We start from the raw sequence: 19,170 nt of genomic DNA, 5'->3' as shown, positions 1-19,170 counted from the left end.
AGGTCCGCCGATTATGGCGCAAGGAGCACGCCCGCCGCTTCAGACGAGCCCGACCACCAAAGGTCCGAGCAAGGTCAGCAGCACGTTCGCCAACGCATACGTGATCGCGAACGGCACCGTCGGCGCGGCGCTTTCGGCTTTGTCGAGCACGCCGCCGAACGCCGGATTCGCACTGCGCGAACCGGTGAGCGCGCCCGCGAGCAGCGCCGCGTTGTCGTAACGCAGGACGTAGCGGCCGAAGAGCATCGTCAGCACGAGCGGAAACAGCGTGACGAACACGCCGAGCAGGAAGATCGTCAGCCCGCTCTGTTTCACCGTGACGACGGCCTGCAAGCCGGAATTCAGCCCGACCACCGCGACGAACGCCGCCAGTCCGAAATCCTTCAGCAATTGCGATGCGGCCGGCGGCATCACGCCGTACATCGGATGCTTGCCGCGCATCCAGCCGAACAGCAAACCGGTGAGCAGGCAGCCGCCGCCCGAGCCGAGCGTGAGCGGCACGCCGCCTGCATCGACGACGATCAGCCCGATCAGCAACCCGAGCACGATACCCACGCCCATGTAGATGAAATCGGTCTTGTCGGAATACGGCAGTTCGTAACCGGCGGCATCGACGGCGCGCTTCGTGTCCTGCGGCGCGCCGTAGAACGTGATGACATCGCCGTGATCGAGCGTCGTCTCGGGCAGCACCGGCAACGGATGCCCCGCACGCGTGATGCCGTGGATATACACGCCGTGCCGAATGTCGCGATCGACCGTCGCGCGCACGTCGGCGATGCTCACGTGGTTCATCCCGCGCTTCGTGAACACGCCCTGACGCTTCTGCATGACGACGCTGCTGCCATCGGCGTCCGCGATTTCCTCGCCGATGTGCGCCGTCGCGCCCGCCATCGCCTCGCGCCGCCCGACGACGAGCACGATATCGCCCGCTCGCAATACGAAGTCCGCGGCAGGCTCCAGCGCGCGCCCGCCGCGCCGGATGCGCTCGACGGTGATCATGTCCCGGTCGTCGACTTCGACGTGCGCGACCGTGCGCCCCGCCGCGCCATCGTGCGTCACGCGATACGTGCGTCCGACGAGCGCGGGCAACGCCGAAATCTGCCCTGGTCCGGGACCGGACGCCCCGCCCGCGAGCGCCTTGTCCGCTTCGATCGACGCATCCCTGAGACTCTGCCCCATGAACTTCGGCAGGATGTTCACGCATACGATGATCGCGCCGAGCGAGCCGAACACGTACGTTACCGCGTACGCGACCGCGACGTCGGCCTGCAACGCCTTGGTCTGATCGGCGGGCAATCCGAGCCGCGCGATCGCATCGCCCGCCGTGCCGATAATCGCCGATTGCGTCAGCGCCCCGCCCGCGAGTCCGGCCGCTAGCCCCTTGTTGAGCCCGAACAGCTTCGCGCAGAGGATCACGCTCGCGAGCGCCGTCACCGCGAGGAACAGCGCCATCGCGATTTCGCGCAGCGTGCGGCGGTTGATCGAGCTGAAAAACTGCGGGCCGGAGTCGTAGCCGACCGCGTAGATGAACACGGCGAACATCACCGATTTCACGCCGTTGTCGATCTGCACGCCCGCCTGGCTCACGATCACCGCCGCGATCAGCGAGCCGCCCACGCCGCCCAGTTGAAACTTGCCGAAGCTGATCTGGCCGATCAGATAACCCGCCGCGAGCGAAAGAAAGAGCGCCGATTCCGGCGCTTTCTGGAAGATGTCGTGGAGCCATTCCATACGGTCAGCCCAGTTTGCTCGCGAGCCCGACGATCACCGGGCCGAGCAGCGGCAACAGCACGTTCGAGAGCGCATACGTGATCGTGTAGCCGATCATCGGCGTCGCGTTGCCCGTCACGCCGACGAGCGCGCTGATCGCGGGCGTGCTGCATTGCTGACCGGCGATCGCGCCGAGCAGCATCGGCACGTCGAGCCTGAGCAGCCATCGTCCGATGAAGAGCGACGCGAGCGCCGGCACGAGCGTGATGACGATGCCCGCGACCGGCAGCGCGATGCCGTATTCGCGAACGAGCCGCAACGCGTCCGGGCCCGCCGACAGCCCGACCGCCGCGATGAACGTGCACAGGCCGAAGTCCTTCAATATCTGCGCCGCCGCCGAGGGCAGCGAGCCGATCAGCGGATAACGCGAGCGGAGCCAGCCGAACAGCAGCCCCGCGAGCAGGCAGCCGCCGCCCGTCCCGAGCGTGAGATCGATGTCGCCGGCATGTACCGACAGCCGCCCGACCGCGATGCCGAGCAGCACGCCGAGCCCGAGGAACACGAAGTCGGTCTTCTGCGTCGCGCGGATGATGTAGCCGAGCCTGGCCGCGCCGCGCGCGACATCCTCCTTGTTGCCGATGAGCGTCAGCACGTCGCCGCGATGCACCTGCGTGCCGGCGAGCGCGGGAATCGTGCTGTCGAGACGCGTCACGGCCGCGACGAAGACGCCGTGGGCGTCGGCGGGCGCGGCGCGGGCGCGCACCTGGGCGAGCGTGAGGCCGTGCAGTTCGCGCCGCGTGAGCATCACATCCGTGCGTTCGACATAGACATCGGAGACGCCGTTGCCGAAAACTTCCTCGCCGATCGCGGGAATCGCCTCGACCAGCGCCTCGCGCCGCCCGCCGACCACGACGAGATCGCCCGCCTTCAGCATGACCGCCGCTTGCGGCTTGATGACCGAGCGGTCGCGCTGCACGCGCTGCACGCTGATGTTGTCGCGAAAGCGCTTCTCCAGGTCGCCGACGGTGAGGCCCGCGGCGGCCGTCACCCTTATCTCGCGGCCCGCGAGCGGCGGCGTGGCGGGCGTCTGCCCGGTGCCGAGCGCGCCGTCGCCGCCCAGCTTGCGCCACACGCGCTCCGCTTCGTCGCGCAGATTCACGCGCAGGATGAGCGGCGCGAACTGGCTCGTGAACAGCACGATCGTGACGAGGCCGAACAGATAGCTCACGCTGTAAGCGGTGACGATGTTCGCCTGCAGCCGCGCGGTATCTGTCGTGGACAGGCCGAGCCGCCCGATGGCCTCCGACGCCGTGCCGATCACCGCGGATTCCGTCGCGCCGCCGGCAAGCAAGCCGGCCGCCGTTCCCGCGTCGAGTTTCAATATGACGGCGGCGCCGAGCACGAGCGCGACCACGACGACGATCTCGACGATCGACAACGCGCCGTAACGCCAGCCGCGCCCGATGTTCGCGAAGAACTGCGGGCCGCCCGTGAAACCCAGCGCGAAGATGAAGAGCGCGAATGCGATGTTCTTGAGATCGGGTGAAATGCGCGCGCCGCTTTGTCCAAGAATCAGCGCGACGACGAGTGTGCCGCAAACGCCGCCGAGCTGAATGGGGCCGAGCTTCACGGACCCGACGAGATAACCAATAGCGAGGCTCGAAAATAGGGCGATTTCAGGATGCGCCGCAAGCAGAGTCCAAATCATGACGTCAACCCGTGTTTTCGAATTTCGAACGTAATCGCGGCATCGATATATCCATCAATATCCGAAAAGAGAAACGGGTTTGCACCAAAAGTTTTAATCGGCATTTACCGGGCGATATATAAAATCTCTTTCGGCCTTGAGTGTTACTTCGATGCGTTCGCACGCGGAAAGCGCGCAGAAAATGCCGTTTTTTAAGCAAATTAACCATACAGTCCTAATCCGCGAAAGATTTACGAAATACATGCATTTCGTACATATTGCATTTCGAACAGCGCTAAATTAGTTTTCGAAACATGCGTCTTCGCTATTAACAGCGGCAATAACGATGCGGTAAATTTATCGCTCAATGGAAATTTGATATTGCAAATTTGGTTAGCCCTAAATATTATCGACTTAACGCGAGATTCAAGAACCGGACACAAAGTTGTCCTAGAACAACATGTCCGGCCCGTGTGGTAAAACCTGAGAGGGCTGAATGATGAATCAGATCCATGCAATGCGTGTGTTCGTGCGCGTGGCAGACACGGAGAGTTTTCGCCGCGCTGCTCAACAACTCGATGTCTCGAATGCGCTCGTGACTCGGGCAATCGCGATGCTCGAAGCGCATTTGCGAACACGTCTCATCAACCGCACTACCCGCAATCTGTCTCTCACGGAAGCGGGCACACGCTATCTCGAGGGCTGCCGCGCGTTGCTGGAGGAACTGGATCATCTGGAATCCACAGTCACGCACACCGAAGGCGAGCCGAGCGGCACTTTGCGCGTCGTTGCATCCAGCGCGCTTTCGCTGCTCACGCTGACGCCGCTCATCGACGGCTTCCGCAAGGTGTATCCGAAGGTCAACGTGCGGCTCACGCTCGCGGAGCGCCATGTCGATCTCGTCGAGGACGGCTATGACGTCGGCATCGTCACGGCGTTCATGGTGTCGAGCACCGCGCTCATCGAGCGGCCGGTCGGCACCAGCGCGCTCGTGACGGTCGCGACGCCCGCGTTCGTCGCCGAGCACGGCACGCCCGCCACGCCGACCGATCTGCAAACGTTGCCGTCCGTCGGACTGCCGAACGAAATGCGCAGCCAGACCTGGCATTTCCGGCATCGTCACGGCGCCGCCGATCAGGTCACGCTCGCGCCGGTCTACACGGTCAACAACGCGCTGATGGTGCGTCTCGCCACGCTGAAAAGCATGGGCTTCTCGATTCTTCCCGAAGGCATCGTGCGGGCGGACATCGAAAGCGGCACGCTCGTCCGCCTGCTCGACGGCTATTCGATCGACGACCCCGACATGAAAGTGTCGATCGTATATCCGGGGCGGCAATATCTGCCCGCGAAGACGCGCTTTTTCATCGACTATGCGCTGGACTATCTCGGCCGGGAATTCACCGCGCAAGGCGGCACGCGTCCCGACGAAATCATCCGCCCGACCATGCCGGCGATGATGCCGATGCAGGCGTTGCGCAACGCGACCGCGACCGCCAACTGAAGCCATAGCAAGCACAAGGGCCAGCACGGCGTTTTACCGCCGTCTGACCCAATCTCCCGATCGCACCGCACAACTAAGCTTCGTCCAGCGCCGAATCGGGCGGCGCTCAACCCTCCCCGTACTCCGCATTCGACGCATCCGGCGCCGCGCACATCTCGCGCAGCAAGGACGCCTCGCGCTCGTGCACTTCAACCGGCATCAACAAGGCGCCGGCATAGGCCATGTAGCGCGCGCGATGCTGGCCGTTGCGAAACGCCACGACACCTTCCCGATGCACGCCCAGCAACCCGAGCAGCCCGGGCGAGCGGCGCACGCTGATCGTCACGTAGGGCATTTCGGGCACGCGCGGATTGTCCGGATCGAGAAACTCGCGGATGCCGCGCACCTTGCCCGCGTGCCAGTCGTCGACGGCCTTGAGCACGTAGTCGGTGTCGTCGCGATCGGCGCACGCGAGGAGCTTCCTCACGTCGACGAGCACGACCTGATGACGCGAGCCATGGTCGGTGAACACCCGCTTCAGCCGCACGAAGTCGTACTGCGGATGGCTCTGCAATCTGACGATCCAGACCGCTTCTGCGGCGGTCGGCGCAACCATCGTGTCCATGTTCGGCATAGGAGGAAGACTGCGGCGCGCGCGCCCCGTGCGCGCGTGTTTCGCTGACAAGCAGCCTGAACGACCGACGCTGAACAGGCGCTCGGGCTAAACAAACTTTTACACCCTAGACGCAATTCGTGAAAGCGCCATGACGGGCACGGCATGTGCTTTTGTTGCCAGAATCGAACACATGGACATAGCCTGCGAGATCGCTTGTCATGTGACTTTCATTCACGGCACCGATCAACGACTCGTGGACACTTCTTCCGATCTCATCGTCGCGCGGCCCGAGGGTCTTTTCTGTGTGCCGGGCAACTTCCATATCGACCCGTGGCGGCCTGTCGAACGTGCCGTCATCACGCACGCGCATGCCGATCACGCGCGCTTCGGGCACACGCATTACATGGCGGCCGAGCCGGGCGTCGGCGTGTTGCTGTCGCGGCTGCCGGGCATCGATGTTCAAGCGCTCGCTTACGGAGAAGCAATCGTCGTGAACGGTGTGCGCGTGTCGCTGCATCCTGCCGGGCACGTGCTCGGATCGGCGCAGGTGCGCGTTGAACACAAGGGCCGCGTGTGGGTCGCGTCCGGCGATTACAAGGTCGAGCCCGACCCGACCTGCGCGCCGTTCGAGCCGGTGCGCTGCGATACGTTCATCACCGAATCGACGTTCGGGCTGCCGATCTATCGATGGGACAGCTCGCGCGATGTCTTCGACGGCATCGACTCATGGTGGCGGCATAACGCGGCGCAAGGCCGCGCGTCGGTGCTGTTCTGCTATTCGTTCGGCAAGGCGCAGCGCGTGCTCGCGGGCGTCGATGCCGCCATCGGTCCGATCTTGTGTCACGGCGCGGTCGAGCCGCTCAATCGCGCGTATCGCGAATCGGGCGTCGCGTTGCCGCCGACGCGCCTCGTCAGCGAGATCGCCGCGAAAGACAAGGCCGCGTTCAAAGGCGCGCTGATCGTCGCGCCGCCGTCCGCGCAAGGCAGCACCTGGATGCGCCGCTTCGGCGAATACAGCGATGCCTTCGCGTCCGGCTGGATGCGTCTGCGCGGCACGCGGCGCCGCAAGGGCGTCGATCGCGGCTTCGTGCTCTCGGATCACGCGGACTGGCCCGGCCTGCAGCTCGCCATCGGTGCGAGCGGCGCCGAGCGCGTGATCGTCACGCACGGACAGATCGAGCCGATGGTGCGCTGGCTCAACGAGCAAGGCCTCGATGCGGGCGCGTTCACGACCGAATACGGCGACGACGCCATCGAAGCCGATATGGCGCAAACATCATGAAGCGCTTCGCGACGCTCTACGCCGCGCTCGACGCGACGACATCGACGAACGAAAAGCTCGAAGCGCTGATCGCGTATTTCTCGGGCGCGCAAGCCGAAGACGCCGCGTGGGCGTCGTACTTTCTCGCAGGCGGCAAGCCGCGCCAGTCGGTGCCGACGCGCCTGCTCACCGAGTTCGCCCGCGAACGCGCGGGCTTGCCGGAGTGGCTCTTCGAAGAGTCGTATCAGGCGGTCGGCGATCTCGCTGAAACCATCGCGCACGTTTTGCCGCCGGCGTCGGGAGAATCGTCGCTCGGACTCGCGCAATGGATCGAGGAACGCATCCTCACGCTGCGCGGCGCGGATCGGTCCGAATTGCGTGAGCGGCTTCTGAGTTACTGGGACGAACTCAACTGGAGCGAGCGTTTCCTGCTGACGAAGCTGATCGGCGGCGGCTTTCGCGTCGGCGTCGCGCGGCAGCTCGTCGTGCGCGCGCTCGCGCAGGTCGCGGGCGTCGATCATAAGCGCATCGCGCAACGCATGGTCGGCTGGACCGATTCGCGCGAGAAACCGAGCGCCGCGCGCTATCTTCGGCTGATCGCGCCGGCAGCAGAAGGCGATGACGTCGACACGCCGCACGAAAGCGATATCGGCCTGCCGTATCCGTTCTTTCTCGCGCATCCGCTGCAGGCCGATCCGGCGACGCTCGGCTCGCCCGACGACTGGATCGTCGAATGGAAATGGGACGGCATACGCGCGCAGCTCGTGAAGCGCGCGGGCCGCGTATGGATCTGGTCGCGCGGCGAGGATCTCGTCACGGAGCGCTTTCCGGAGCTCGCGTCGCTCGGCGAAGCGTTGCCCGACGGCACCGTGATCGACGGCGAAATCCTCGCGTGGGAACCGGGCGCGGACGCGCCCTTGCCCTTCGCGCGACTGCAGCCGCGCATCACGCGCAAGTCGCTCACGAAGAAAGTGCTGGCCGATTCCCCCGCCGCGCTGCTTGCCTACGATCTGCTCGAAATCGATGGCCGCGATCAGCGCATGGAGCCGCTGCACGCGCGGCGCGCGCAACTCGACGCGCTCGCGTCGTCGCTTGCGGTGAATGTCTTGCGCGTGTCGCCGGTCGTGACGGCATCCGACTGGACTGCACTGGCGAAATTGCGCGACGAAAGCCGTGCGCGCGGCGTCGAAGGATTCATGCTGAAGGAACGCGCGTCGATGTACGGCGTCGGGCGCACGAAGGCGTCGGGAACGTGGTGGAAGTGGAAGATCGATCCGTATGCGATCGACGCCGTGCTGCTCTATGCGCAGCGCGGTCACGGCCGGCGCGCGAGCCTGTACACGGATTTCACCTTCGCCGTCTGGGACGAAGCCGACGGCATGCGCACGCTCGTGCCCTTCGCAAAAGCGTATTCAGGACTGACCGACGAAGAAATGCGCCAGGTCGATGCGATCGTGCGCAAGACGACCATCGAGAAATTCGGGCCGGTGAGAAGCGTCACGCCGACGCTCGTCTTCGAGATCGGCTTCGAAGGCATACAGGCGAGCCCGCGTCACAAATCGGGCATCGCCGTGCGCTTTCCGCGCATGCTGCGCTGGCGCACCGATAAAAAAATCGAAGACGCCGATACGCTCGACATCCTCAAGGGCTTTCTGAACGAGGCCACGGCATGAGCGAGTCCGAATCGGCCGGCGAGCGCAGGCACCGCGCGCCGCGACCTCGACGCGTGCCGCGCACGCGTGCGGCGCAGGCAAAACTCGATGCCGCCGCCGAATCCTTCACGCCCGCGCCTTTCGCGTACGACGCGAACGAAGCTGCAAAGCCAATCGACGAACGCATCGCGCGCTGGTTCGACGAGCGCGGCTGGCAGCCGTTCGAATTTCAGCGCGAAGCGTGGCGTGAGATCGAGCGTGGCGCGAGCGGCCTGCTTCACGCGACGACGGGCGCGGGCAAAACGTGGGCCGTGTGGCTCGGGGCGCTCGCGGCTTTCGCGCGGTCATCGAAAGCCGATAAAAATCCCGCGCCGCTCACCGTCCTCTGGATCACGCCAATGCGCGCGCTCGCCGCCGACAGCGCCCGCGCGCTGCAAAGCGCCGTCACTGCGCTGAACGTGCCGTGGACGGTCGGGCTGCGCACCGGCGACACGTCATCGACGGAACGCGCGCGTCAGAGTCGCCGGATGCCGTCCGCGCTCGTCACGACGCCCGAAAGCCTCACGCTGATGCTCACGCGCGCCAACGCGCAAGAAGAACTGAAGCATCTGCGCATGATCGTCGTCGATGAATGGCACGAACTGCTCGGCAACAAGCGCGGCACGCAGACGCAACTGGCGGTCGCGCGGCTCGCGCGCTGGCGTCCCGATCTGCAGATCTGGGGCTTGTCCGCGACGCTCGGCAATCTCGCGCTCGCGCACGATGCGTTGCTGCATCCGGTGAAGACGCCGCGCGTCGTGGTGCGTGGCGCGCAGCCGAAAACGCTCGTCGTCGATACGCTGATTCCCGAAACCATCGAGCGCTTCCCGTGGGGTGGCCATCTCGGCGTGCGGCAAGTCGGTCCCGTCGCCGACGAAATCGAGCGCGCGCAAAGCTCGCTCGTCTTCACCAACACGCGTTCGCAATCGGAAATCTGGTATCGCGCGCTGCTCGAATTGCGGCCCGACTGGGCCGGCTTGCTCGCGCTGCATCACGGATCGCTCGACAAGGCAGTGCGCGACTGGGTCGAACTAGGCTTGAAGAACGGGCAACTGAAGGCGGTCGTGTGCACGTCGAGTCTCGATCTGGGCGTCGATTTCCTGCCGGTCGATCGCGTGTTTCAGATCGGCTCGCCCAAAGGCGTCGCGCGTCTGATGCAGCGCGCGGGACGCTCGGGGCACGCGCCGGGGCGCGTATCGCGCGTGACGATCGTGCCGACGCATGCGCTCGAACTCGTCGAAGCGGCCGCGGCGCGCTGGGCGATCGAAGAGCGGCGCATCGAAGGACGCGACATGCCGTTGAAGCCGCTCGACGTGCTCGTCCAGCATCTCGTGACGGTGGCGATCGGCGGCGGCTTCACGCCCGCCGACATGCTCGACGAAGTGAAGAGCGCGTATGCGTATCGCGATCTGACGCAGCGGGAATTCGACTGGGCGCTCGCTTTCGTCGAGCGCGGCGGCGCATCGCTCGCGGCGTATCCGGATTTTCATCGCGTAGTGAAGGACGATGACGGCGTGTATCGCGTGCCGCGCGAAGACCTCGTGCGCAGGCATCGCAACAACGTCGGGACGATAGTTGCAAACGCAACCATCAACGTCGCCTATATGACGGGCGGGCGCATCGGCGCGATGGAGGAGTCGTTCATCTCGCGCTTGAAGCCCGGCGATGTCTTCACCTTCGGCGGACGCGCGCTCGAACTCGTGCGCGTGCGCGACATGACCGCGTATGTGAAACGCGCGACTTCATCGCGCGGGGCGATGCCGCAATGGGCGGGCAGCAAGATGCCGCTGTCGTCCGAACTGGCCGATGCCGCGCTCGTGATGCTCGCGCGCGCCAACGACGGCATCTACGACGAGCCGGAAATGCGCGCCGTCAAACCGCTGCTCGATTTGCAGGCGAAGTGGTCCGCGCTGCCGGGGCCGGGCGTGCTCGTCGTCGAACGCGTGCGCTCGCGCGAAGGTCATCACTTCTTTTGCTATCCGTTTGCGGGGCGCATGGCGCATATTGGCCTGGGATCGCTGATCGGATGGCGCGTCGCACGCGATCAGCCGAGCACGTTTTCGATTTCGATGAACGATTACGGCTTCGAACTGCTGTCGGCAAAACCGTTCGACTGGGAGACGCTCATCGCGGAAGGGCTTTTTTCCCCGGAGAATCTGGAGCACGACATTCTCGCGAGCCTCAACGCATCCGAATTGTCGGCGCGGCGTTTTCGCGAAATCGCGCGCGTGTCGGGGCTGATTTATCAGGGGCATCCGGGACAGCAGAAAAGCGCGAGGCAATTGCAGGCGTCGAGCGGATTGTTCTACGAAGTCTTTCGCAAGCACGACAGCAGCAATCTGCTGCTTGCGCAGGCCGATCAGGAAGTGATGCTGCAGGAACTCGAACTCGGCCGCATCCGCGCGGCGCTCGAACGCATGAGCGCGAGCCGCCTCGCGCTGCATGCGCCGAAGAAGCCCACGCCGTTCGCGTTTCCGCTGATCGTCGCGCGCTTGCGGGAAAAGGTGAGCACGGAGAAGCTCTCGGATCGCGTCGAGCGCATGCTCGCGGACCTGGAGAAGGCGGCGAAGACATAAATGGAAGCTTTGACCATCGATGTGAATGGCCATGCGCTCGTCCTATCCGCCGATCGCGCGGCGTTCGATCCGCACGCCCGAAGCCTTTTCATCGCCGATGCGCACTTCGGCAAGGACGCCGTGTTCCGCGCGCGCGGCATTCCGGTGCCCGTCGGCACGACCGGCGAGAGCCTCGCGCGGCTCGATGCGCTCGTCGCGGCGCATCGGCCGGAATCGATCGTCTTTCTCGGCGACTTGCTGCACGCGCGCGAATCCCACGCCGACGAGACGCTCGACGCCCTCGCCGCGTGGCGCGCGAAGCATCGCGAACTCGCGCTCGTGCTCGTCGAAGGCAATCACGACAGGCACGCGGGCGCGCTGCCCGCGCTGTTCGGCGTCGATGTCGTGAAGGAACCGCACGCGCTCGGACCGTGGGCGCTTTGCCATCATCCGCAGACGGTCGATGGCGCTTACGCGCTCGCGGGACACGAGCATCCGGTGTACCGGCTCGCGACGCGCGTCGACAGTGCGCGTCTGCCGTGCTTTCGCTTCGGCCCTCGCGCGGGCGTGCTGCCGGCGTTCGGCGCGTTCACGGGCGGCTTCGAAGTCAACGGCGGCGTGCGCGGCGAAGCGCTCTACGTGATCGCGGGCGAGCGCGTGTTCCCGCTCAGTGATAGACGTTCGTCGACGATTGCAGCTTCGTGAGCTTGCCGCGCTGCAAGCGGTACCAGCCGAGATTCGACTGCATCACCACCTCCTCGCCTTGCCAGAACACGCGCTTGACCGTCATGCGCTGGCCGGCGCGCTGCACGAGTGGCGGATGGCGGCGGAAATCGTAGAGGATCGGGCCCGAACCGGTCTGCACGAGCATGCGCGTGACGGTGTCGCTCGTGCCGGAAGTTTCATCGAAATGGACGACGCGCTTCGCGTCGAAGCGATCGAATACCTCTTTGTCGATGACCGCGGCCATGCCGGATTCATCGCGGAGAAAGTGCAGCGTTCCCGCCTGCGTTGCGATGGGCCCGGCGGCGTCGCTCTGGGCGAACGCAAGCGTAGCGATGAACAGCGTGCCGGCGGCTGCCGCGTGAATACAGAATTTTGTCAGTGACATCTTTCGTTCAAAAAGTTGCTGCGTTTTACCAACACTGCGACCAACACTGCGCGGCGCCCCCGACGCGCAAGGAATGCGAGGCCGCGAGCGTGTTACCGGAAACATCTGACGCATGGCGGCGCAGCGTTTGCAAGAGTCGTGCGCCGCTGCCGCGTCAGAAAGAATATCCGTTCGGGCCGGAGCATGGATCGGCCGATCGGAATAAGGGTTTATACCAGCGTCGAAAATGACGTTTCGGTACAATTCGAGCCTTCAACTCCGCCTCGGCGCCTGCATCGCTCAATCCGACGATGCGCCCAGACGTGACATCTCCTTCTCTTCCGCCATGCCTCTGCCTCTTTTCGCTCTCGCCATTGCCGCGTTCGGCATCGGCACGACGGAATTCGTCATCATGGGCCTGTTGCCCAACGTCGCGCGCGATCTCGCGGTGACGATTCCGGCGGCGGGCATGCTCGTGTCCGGCTATGCGCTCGGCGTGACGGTCGGCGCGCCGATTCTCGCCGTCGTCACCGCGAAGATGCCGCGCAAGAAGGCGCTGATGAGCCTGATCGGCGTGTTCATCGTCGGCAATCTGCTGTGCGCGCTCGCGCCGAACTACTGGGTGCTCATGGGCGCGCGCATCGTCACCGCGTTCTGTCACGGCGCGTTCTTCGGCATCGGCTCGGTGGTCGCGGCCGATCTCGTCGCGCCGAACCGCCGCGCGCAGGCCATCGCGCTGATGTTCACCGGCCTCACGCTCGCCAACGTGCTCGGCGTGCCGCTCGGCACGGCGCTCGGCCAAGCGGCCGGCTGGCGCTCGACGTTCTGGGTCGTCACGCTGATCGGCGTCGCGGCGGCGGGCGCGCTGCATGTGTGCCTGCCGAAGCACATCGCGATGCCGGAAACCAGCATCCTGCGCGAATTCGACGTGCTCAAGAACCCGCAAGTGCTGATGGTACTCGGCATCAGCGTGCTCGCGTCGGCCAGTCTTTTCTCGGTGTTCACGTATATCACGCCGATTCTCGAAGACGTGACGGGCCTTTCGCCGCACGCGGTCACGTATGTGCTGCTGCTGTTCGGTCTCGGCCTGACGGTCGGCAGCACGCTCGGCGGCAAGCTCGCGGACTGGAAGCTGCTGCGTTCGCTGCTGTCCTTCCTGCTCGCGATCGTCGCCGTTCTGACGATCTTCGCCGGCACGATGCATCAGCCGGTCGCCGCGATGATCACGATCTTCTTCTGGGGCGTGCTCGCCTTCGCGATCGTGCCGCCGCTGCAAATGCTGATCGTGAACCGCGCGAGCGATGCGCCGAATCTCGCATCGACGTTGAACCAGGGCGCGTTCAATCTCGGCAACGCGACGGGCGCGTGGCTCGGCGGCTGCGTGATCGGCGCGGGCGCACCGCTCACGTCGCTGCCGTGGGTCGGCGTACTGATGGCGGTGAGCGCGTTCGGCCTGACGCTGCTCTCGGCGACGCTCGACAAGCGCGCGCGCCGTCTTTCGATCGGACAACCCGCCTGAGTTCCTTCGGGCGGTACGTTGCATGAAAGGCATTCTCTCGCGCGATTTTCTCGCGCTGATCCTGAGCGTCGCGGTTGTCGGCCTGGGGCTCGGCGCGACGCTGCCGCTGACGTCGCTCGCGCTGACGCAATCGGGTTATGGCACGGACATCGTCGGCTGGATGACGGCGACGCAGGCGCTCGGCGGGCTCATGGTCGCGCCGGTGGCGAGCCGCTTCGCGGGGCATTTCGGGGCGCGCGAGACGATCGTCGGCACGGTGATCGTCGCGGCGTTCTCGACTATCGCGATGCAGTTCACCGTGAACCTGTGGCTGTGGGCCGTGCTGCGTTTTCTGTGCGGCGCGGCGCTGATGCTGCTTTTCACGATCGGCGAAGCATGGGTCACGCAACTCGCCGACGACTCCACGCGCGGCCGCGTCGTCGCGATCTACGCGACCAACTTCACGCTCTTCCAGATGACGGGCCCGGTGCTCGTCAGCGTGATCGGCGGCTTGCCGTCGATGCGCTTTGCCATCTGCGGGGCGATCTTTCTGCTGGCGTTGCCCGCGCTCGCATCGATACGCGGCGCGCCGCACGCGCTGGCATCGGAAGAAGGCGAGCACGGCGACTGGCGCAGCGTGTTGCCGCGCATGCCCGCGCTCGTGATCGGCACGGGCTTTTTCGCGCTCTTCGACACGCTCGCGCTCTCGCTGATGCCGCTTTTCGCGATGTCGCACGGCGTCGGCGAGGATATCGGCGTGCTGTTCGCATCGGCGATCCTGCTCGGCGATACGACGATGCAGTTCCCGATCGGCTGGCTCGCCGACCGCATCGGGCGCGCGAAGGTGCATGCGGGCGCGGGCGTGGTCGTCGCGCTGCTGCTGCCGCTTTTGCCTTGGGCGATCGCGTATCCGTGGATCTGCTGGCCGCTGCTCTTCGTGACCGGCGCGGCGGCGGGCAGCGTGTACACGCTGTCGCTCGTCGCGTGCGGCGAACGCTTTCGCGGACCGTCGCTGGTGTCGGCGACGGCGATTGTCGGGGCTTCGTGGAGCGTCGCGAGTTTCGGCGGACCGATCGTCGCGGGCACGCTGATGCAGCGCGTCGGCGCCGATGCGCTCATCGGCGTGCTGACGGCGGCCGCGTGCGCGTTTCTCGCTGCGGCGTGGTGGGAGCGGCGCGGTTAGGAGTTCGAGCGTGTCGTTCGGCGCGAGGTCGGCGGTATACTTTTCCGGCCTTCAATTCCGCTACGAGGCATCAAGGAAACGTATGAGCGCTTTACCTCCCTGTCCGCAATGCCGGTCGGCATTCACCTATGAAGATGCGGGCATGTACATCTGTCCCGAATGCGCGCACGAATGGTCCGCGCAGACGGATACCGCATCGGAGCCCGCCGCGAAGGTCTATCGCGATTCCGCGGGCAACGTTCTTCACGATGGCGACACCGTCACCGTCATCAAGGATCTGAAGCTCAAGGGCGGCGGTGGCGTCGTCAAGATGGGCACCAAGGTCAAGAACATCCGGCTCGTCGACGCCGATCACGACATCGACTGCAAAATCGATGGCTTCGGCGCGATGAGCCTCAAGACCGAGTTCGTCAGGAAAGCCTGACCCGCAACGACCGGCCGCGGTGTTTCACCCGCGCGCCGGCAATATCTGTCCCGCGCATTCGCCGAAGCCCACGCGATATCCCTCGCCCTGGCACCATCCGCGCAGGGTGATTTCATCGCCGTCCTGTAGAAACGCGCGCTCGCCGCCCTCTTCCAGCTTCACGGGCCGCTGGCCGTTCCAGGTGCTTTCGAGCAGGCTGCCGCACGAATCCGGCGTCGGCCCGCTTATCGTGCCCGATCCCATCAGATCGCCGACGCGCGTATTGCATCCGCCAACCGTGTGATGCGCGAGCTGCTGCGCCATCGACCAGTACATCAGCTTGAAGTTGGTGCGTGAAATGGTCGTCGGCGTGTGCGCGCCTTCCGGACGCAGCGTGACTTCCAGTTCGATATCGAACGCGTGATCGCCTTCGTGACGCAGATACGCGAGCGGCTGCGGATCCTGCGCGGGCGTCGCGGTGCGAAACGGTTCGAGCGCATCGAGCGTGACGATCCACGGCGAGATCGTCGTCGCGAAGCCCTTCGAGTTGAACGGGCCGAGCGGCACGTACTCCCATTGCTGGATATCGCGCGCGCTCCAGTCGTTGAGCAGCACCATGCCGAAGATATGCGCCTCCGCGTCCTCACACGCGATCGGCTCGCCGAGCGCATTGCCGCGCCCGATGATGAAGCCCGTCTCCAGTTCGATATCGAGCTTGCGGCACGCGCTGAAGATCGGGCGCTCTTCGTTCGGCAGCTTGATCTGACCGTTCGGGCGGCGCACGGGCGTGCCGCTCACGACCACCGACGACGCGCGCCCGTTATAGCCGACCGGCAATTCCGACCAGTTCGGCAGAAGCGCGTTCTTCGGATCGCGGAACATCGAGCCGACGTTCGTCGCGTGCTCCTTCGACGAATAAAAATCCGTGTAGCCAGGAATCTCGACCGGCAGATGCATCGTCGCATCGGAGCGCGGCACGAGCGCGCGGCGGCGCAAGGCTTCGTCGTCGCGCAACGTCGCATTGCCGTGCGCGAGCAACGCGGACAGCGCGATACGCACGCCGCGCCACGTCTCGCGTCCGAGCGCGATGAAGTCGTTCAGGCGCGATGCGTGGAACGTGCCGCGCGCATCGATCAGACGCGCGTCTTCGAGCACGGCGAGATCGGCGATCCAGTCGCCTATCGCGACGCCCGCGCGCGGCTGCGCGTTCACCGCGTCGCTGAATATGCCGAACGGCAGGTTCTGAATCGGGAAGTCGCTCGCGGGATCGTTCGCGGATTGGATCCAGCTCTTCAAAGTGGGCGCGAGTGTGGCCTTCAGCGCGTCGATCATCGTTGCTCCGGGTTGAAGTGTTTCGTGAGACCTTGCCAGCACTCGTAATAATTCGCCTGCAACTGCGCGGTTTCGAGCGCGAACTGAGTCGGCTTGATGAGCGTGCGCGTCTCGAACATGAAGGCCATCGTGGCGTCGACTTTCGCGGGCTTCGACGTATCGCTCTTCGATGCCTTCTCGAACGTTTCCGCATCCGGCCCGTGCCCCGACATGCAGTTGTGCAGGCTCGCGCCGCCGGGCACGAAGCCTTCGGCCTTCGCGTCGTAGACGCCGTGCACGAGTCCCATGAACTCGCTCGCGACATTGCGATGAAACCACGGCGGCCGGAACGTATCTTCCGCGGCGAGCCAGCGCGGCGGGAAGATCACGAAGTCGATGGAATCGACGCCCGGCGTGTCGCTCGGCGATTGAAGCACGAGAAAGATCGACGGATCCGGATGGTCGTAGCTGATCGAGCCGATGGTGTTGAAGTGGCGCAGATCGTACTTGTACGGCGCGTAATTGCCGTGCCACGCGACGACATCGAGCGGCGAATGACCGATGTCCGCGCGCCAAAGCACGCCGTTCATCTTCGTGACGAGTTCGAACCTGCCTTCGCGGTCTTCATACGCGGCGTTCGGCGTGAGGAAGTCGCGCGGATTCGCCAGCCCGTTCGAGCCGATCGGACCGAGATCGGGCAATTGCAGCAGCGCGCCGAAGTTTTCGCAGATGTAGCCGCGCGCTTCGCCATCGGGCAGCGTCACCGAAAAGCGCACGCCGCGCGGAATCACCGCGATTTCGTGCGGCTCGATATCGAGCTTGCCGAGTTCCGTGAAGATCGCGAGACGTCCCTGCTGCGGCACGATCAGCAATTCGCCGTCGGCGTTGTAGAAGAAGCGGTCCTGCATCGAGCGGTTCGCGGCGTAGAGATGGATCGCGCAACCGGACATCGATTCCGCGGCGCCGTTGCCGGCCATCGTCACCCAGCCGTCGATGAAATCGGTCGGCGCGGCGGGCATCGGCAGCGGATCCCAGCGCAACTGGTTCGGCGGCGTCGGCGGAACATCGGCGAAATTGGCCACGAGTTTGGCGCGCAGCATGTCGGCGGGAATGCGCGTGAACAGCTTGTGCACGGCCGCCGGACGTATCCGATAGAGCCACGAACGGCGATTGTGCGCGCGCGGCGCGGTGAACGCGGTGCCCGAAAGCTGCTCGGCGTACAGGCCGTAAGCGGCGCGTTGCGGCGAGTTGCGGCCGATCGGCAACGCGCCCGGCAGCGCCTCCGTGGCGAAGTCGTTGGCGAAACCCGATTGATAGTGCTGGTTCGCGTCCGTGTGCGTCTCGAACGTTGGCATGGTCGGAATCCTCGACGAAAAGTGCAACGGTTCAGGCGACGGCGCCGTGCGCGGCATGTCGTCGCTGCAATTTACGGATGGTAAAACCAATTACGATTAGTGAAATTCATCGTATACCCTTAATCGACGGGCCTCGCCGCGCATATCAATATGTGAATTTGGTGCTGGACGCGGCGTTGCGCGCTGATACCATCGACCATTCGAATGAAAATTGCCCGGTACGGCACGCCTCACGAACTCGACGCTCCATCCATGATCGCCCCGTCCTTGCCTGAACTCGTCGCCCGCGCCGCGGAACATCCGTTTCTCGGCGCGCATGTCGTGCTTGGCGAGAACGAGCACGCCGGTCAGGCGATCGCGCATTACCGCGATCTGTGCATTTCGAGCGCCTACGAGCCTATCTTCGATGTCGGCACGCACAGCTTTCCGCAGACTTTGAGCGCATCGCCGGAGAGCGCGGAGCGTTTCGGCGACGAACTCGGCGTGCAGGCGTTGACGCTCATTCAGGGCGATGCGCCGCGCGATCCGTTCGGACAACTGGAAGACGATCGCGAGCTGGTCGTGCTGGACCGGCTGTCGCGCGCGCTGCATGCGTTCAATTTCTTCGGGCCGCATCGGCCGGGGCTTTTGTTTCTGCGCGTGCATGAGCGGCTATTGAAGAGCGTGAAGTATGACCACGGACTGCACTTCTCTTCCGTGCTGATGGAGTTCGGGATGAACCCGTCGCGGGTGGTGATCGAATTGCCTGCGGCGGCGGTCGCGCACAAGACGTTTCTTGGGTATCTCACGAAGAGCTATCAGCATTACGGATTCAAGGTCGCGGGGAATCTGCCGAATGCCGGGCAGATCATGGCAGTGTCGGATATGGCGCGGCTCGATTTCATCAAGATGGATGCGGCGCAGGCTTTACGGGATTCGGTGGTGAAGCATCTCGTGGCGTATGCACATCGGTTGAGGATTCCGCTCATCTTTTCGAATGTCTGCGATGAGGCGCAATTCAATGCGCTTCAGCAGTTCGATGTGCATTTCGTGCAAGGACCGGTGTTTGATGCGCATCCGAGTTTGCATGCGCGGTGACGTGTTTTTTTCGGGGTCTTGGTTGTCGTCGGATCCCGTATTCGTGTCGGTCTATTAGCACTGCCCCTGTGCGGGGCGGCACTCACTTTCTTTGCTGCTGCAAAGAAAGTAAGCAAAGAAAGCAGCTTCCGATACGCCCGCGGTCACACGCAATTTGGGTAGTCCTCTCGTCGTTCGTGGGCTGCCTAAAGAGTGCCCTCAAACACCTAATCGGGCTTGGATCGCGCACGGTCTGCCACATCGCACCACACAA

Annotated in this window: 15 protein-coding genes; 9 read left to right on the top strand and 6 right to left on the bottom strand. The window is 64.6% G+C overall.

Annotation, left to right across the window (positions count from 1 at the left end; all coding sequences use genetic code 11):
* Positions 1–39: 39 nt before the first annotated feature.
* Both aspT (NCS03_RS03145) and aspT (NCS03_RS03140) read right to left on the bottom strand, forming a co-directional pair.
* Positions 40–1,731: an aspartate-alanine antiporter gene (aspT, locus tag NCS03_RS03145; protein WP_250528748.1), complete on the bottom strand. Its 1,692-nt coding sequence runs from the start codon at positions 1,729–1,731 to the stop codon at positions 40–42.
* A gap of 4 nt (positions 1,732–1,735) precedes the next feature.
* Complete coding sequence (aspT, locus tag NCS03_RS03140) at positions 1,736–3,418, bottom strand: aspartate-alanine antiporter (protein WP_250528747.1); 1,683 nt, start codon at positions 3,416–3,418, stop codon at positions 1,736–1,738.
* Positions 3,419–3,893: 475 nt separating this feature from the next.
* Between aspT (NCS03_RS03140) and NCS03_RS03135 the strand changes: the two genes are divergently transcribed.
* Positions 3,894–4,898 carry a LysR family transcriptional regulator gene (locus NCS03_RS03135; protein ID WP_239295376.1) on the top strand — a complete coding sequence of 335 codons (1,005 nt, stop codon included), beginning with the start codon at positions 3,894–3,896 and terminating at the stop codon, positions 4,896–4,898.
* A 106-nt stretch (positions 4,899–5,004) separates the two neighbouring features.
* Here NCS03_RS03135 and NCS03_RS03130 read toward each other — a convergent pair whose 3' ends face one another.
* Positions 5,005–5,511, bottom strand: coding sequence for a plasmid fertility inhibition factor family protein (locus NCS03_RS03130; RefSeq protein ID WP_008351228.1), 507 nt, complete (start codon positions 5,509–5,511; stop codon positions 5,005–5,007).
* Between the two features lie 235 nt (positions 5,512–5,746).
* On the opposite strand from NCS03_RS03130, the gene NCS03_RS03125 reads away from it, so the two are divergent.
* The 4 genes from NCS03_RS03125 to pdeM are packed head-to-tail and all read left to right on the top strand — an operon-like array spanning position 5,747 to position 11,705.
* A complete protein-coding gene (locus NCS03_RS03125) occupies positions 5,747–6,775 on the top strand; it encodes a ligase-associated DNA damage response exonuclease (protein WP_250528746.1) in 1,029 nt (342 codons plus the stop codon).
* The gene (locus tag NCS03_RS03120; protein WP_250528745.1) at positions 6,772–8,427 is read left to right on the top strand and encodes an ATP-dependent DNA ligase; all 1,656 of its coding nucleotides are present in this window, start codon (positions 6,772–6,774) and stop codon (positions 8,425–8,427) included. Before NCS03_RS03125 ends, NCS03_RS03120 begins: the two co-directional genes overlap by 4 nt.
* Positions 8,424–11,021: a ligase-associated DNA damage response DEXH box helicase gene (locus tag NCS03_RS03115; protein WP_244807734.1), complete on the top strand. Its 2,598-nt coding sequence runs from the start codon at positions 8,424–8,426 to the stop codon at positions 11,019–11,021. Before NCS03_RS03120 ends, NCS03_RS03115 begins: the two co-directional genes overlap by 4 nt.
* On the top strand, positions 11,022–11,705 hold the full coding sequence (gene pdeM / locus NCS03_RS03110) for a ligase-associated DNA damage response endonuclease PdeM (RefSeq protein WP_008351232.1): 684 nt from the start codon (positions 11,022–11,024) through the stop codon (positions 11,703–11,705). It begins immediately after the preceding gene.
* Here the strand turns inward: pdeM and NCS03_RS31335 are convergent.
* Positions 11,668–12,111 (bottom strand): hypothetical protein, encoded by a 444-nt coding sequence (locus NCS03_RS31335; RefSeq protein ID WP_008351236.1) that lies wholly within the window; start codon positions 12,109–12,111, stop codon positions 11,668–11,670. The two genes, pdeM and NCS03_RS31335, sit on opposite strands and share 38 nt — an antisense overlap.
* Before the next feature lie 325 nt (positions 12,112–12,436).
* On the opposite strand from NCS03_RS31335, the gene NCS03_RS03100 reads away from it, so the two are divergent.
* The 3 genes from NCS03_RS03100 to NCS03_RS03090 all read left to right on the top strand — a co-directional run bounded on the left by NCS03_RS03100 (position 12,437) and on the right by NCS03_RS03090 (position 15,195).
* A complete protein-coding gene (locus NCS03_RS03100) occupies positions 12,437–13,609 on the top strand; it encodes an MFS transporter (RefSeq protein ID WP_250439069.1) in 1,173 nt (390 codons plus the stop codon).
* Positions 13,610–13,631: 22 nt separating this feature from the next.
* On the top strand, positions 13,632–14,771 hold the full coding sequence (locus NCS03_RS03095) for an MFS transporter (protein WP_175982825.1): 1,140 nt from the start codon (positions 13,632–13,634) through the stop codon (positions 14,769–14,771).
* 82 nt (positions 14,772–14,853) lie between these two features.
* Complete coding sequence (locus tag NCS03_RS03090) at positions 14,854–15,195, top strand: zinc ribbon domain-containing protein YjdM (protein ID WP_244807730.1); 342 nt, start codon at positions 14,854–14,856, stop codon at positions 15,193–15,195.
* 24 nt (positions 15,196–15,219) lie between these two features.
* Here the strand turns inward: NCS03_RS03090 and fahA are convergent, their stop codons facing one another.
* Both fahA and hmgA read right to left on the bottom strand, forming a co-directional pair.
* Positions 15,220–16,506 (bottom strand): fumarylacetoacetase, encoded by a 1,287-nt coding sequence (gene fahA, locus NCS03_RS03085; RefSeq protein ID WP_250528744.1) that lies wholly within the window; start codon positions 16,504–16,506, stop codon positions 15,220–15,222.
* Positions 16,503–17,840, bottom strand: coding sequence for a homogentisate 1,2-dioxygenase (gene hmgA / locus NCS03_RS03080; protein WP_250528743.1), 1,338 nt, complete (start codon positions 17,838–17,840; stop codon positions 16,503–16,505). The genes fahA and hmgA overlap by 4 nt, the downstream gene beginning before the upstream one ends.
* Before the next feature lie 252 nt (positions 17,841–18,092).
* Between hmgA and NCS03_RS03075 the strand changes: the two genes are divergently transcribed.
* Positions 18,093–18,917 carry an EAL domain-containing protein gene (locus tag NCS03_RS03075; protein ID WP_008351242.1) on the top strand — a complete coding sequence of 275 codons (825 nt, stop codon included), beginning with the start codon at positions 18,093–18,095 and terminating at the stop codon, positions 18,915–18,917.
* The last annotated feature ends 253 nt before the right edge of the window (positions 18,918–19,170 follow it).

Origin of the sequence: Caballeronia sp. ATUFL_F1_KS4A, assembly GCF_023630905.1 — a bacterium.
In the GTDB taxonomy this organism is placed as follows: domain Bacteria; phylum Pseudomonadota; class Gammaproteobacteria; order Burkholderiales; family Burkholderiaceae; genus Caballeronia; species Caballeronia zhejiangensis.
Note: the sequence above shows the minus strand (reverse complement) of the source record. Positions and strands in the feature narration are given on the sequence as shown.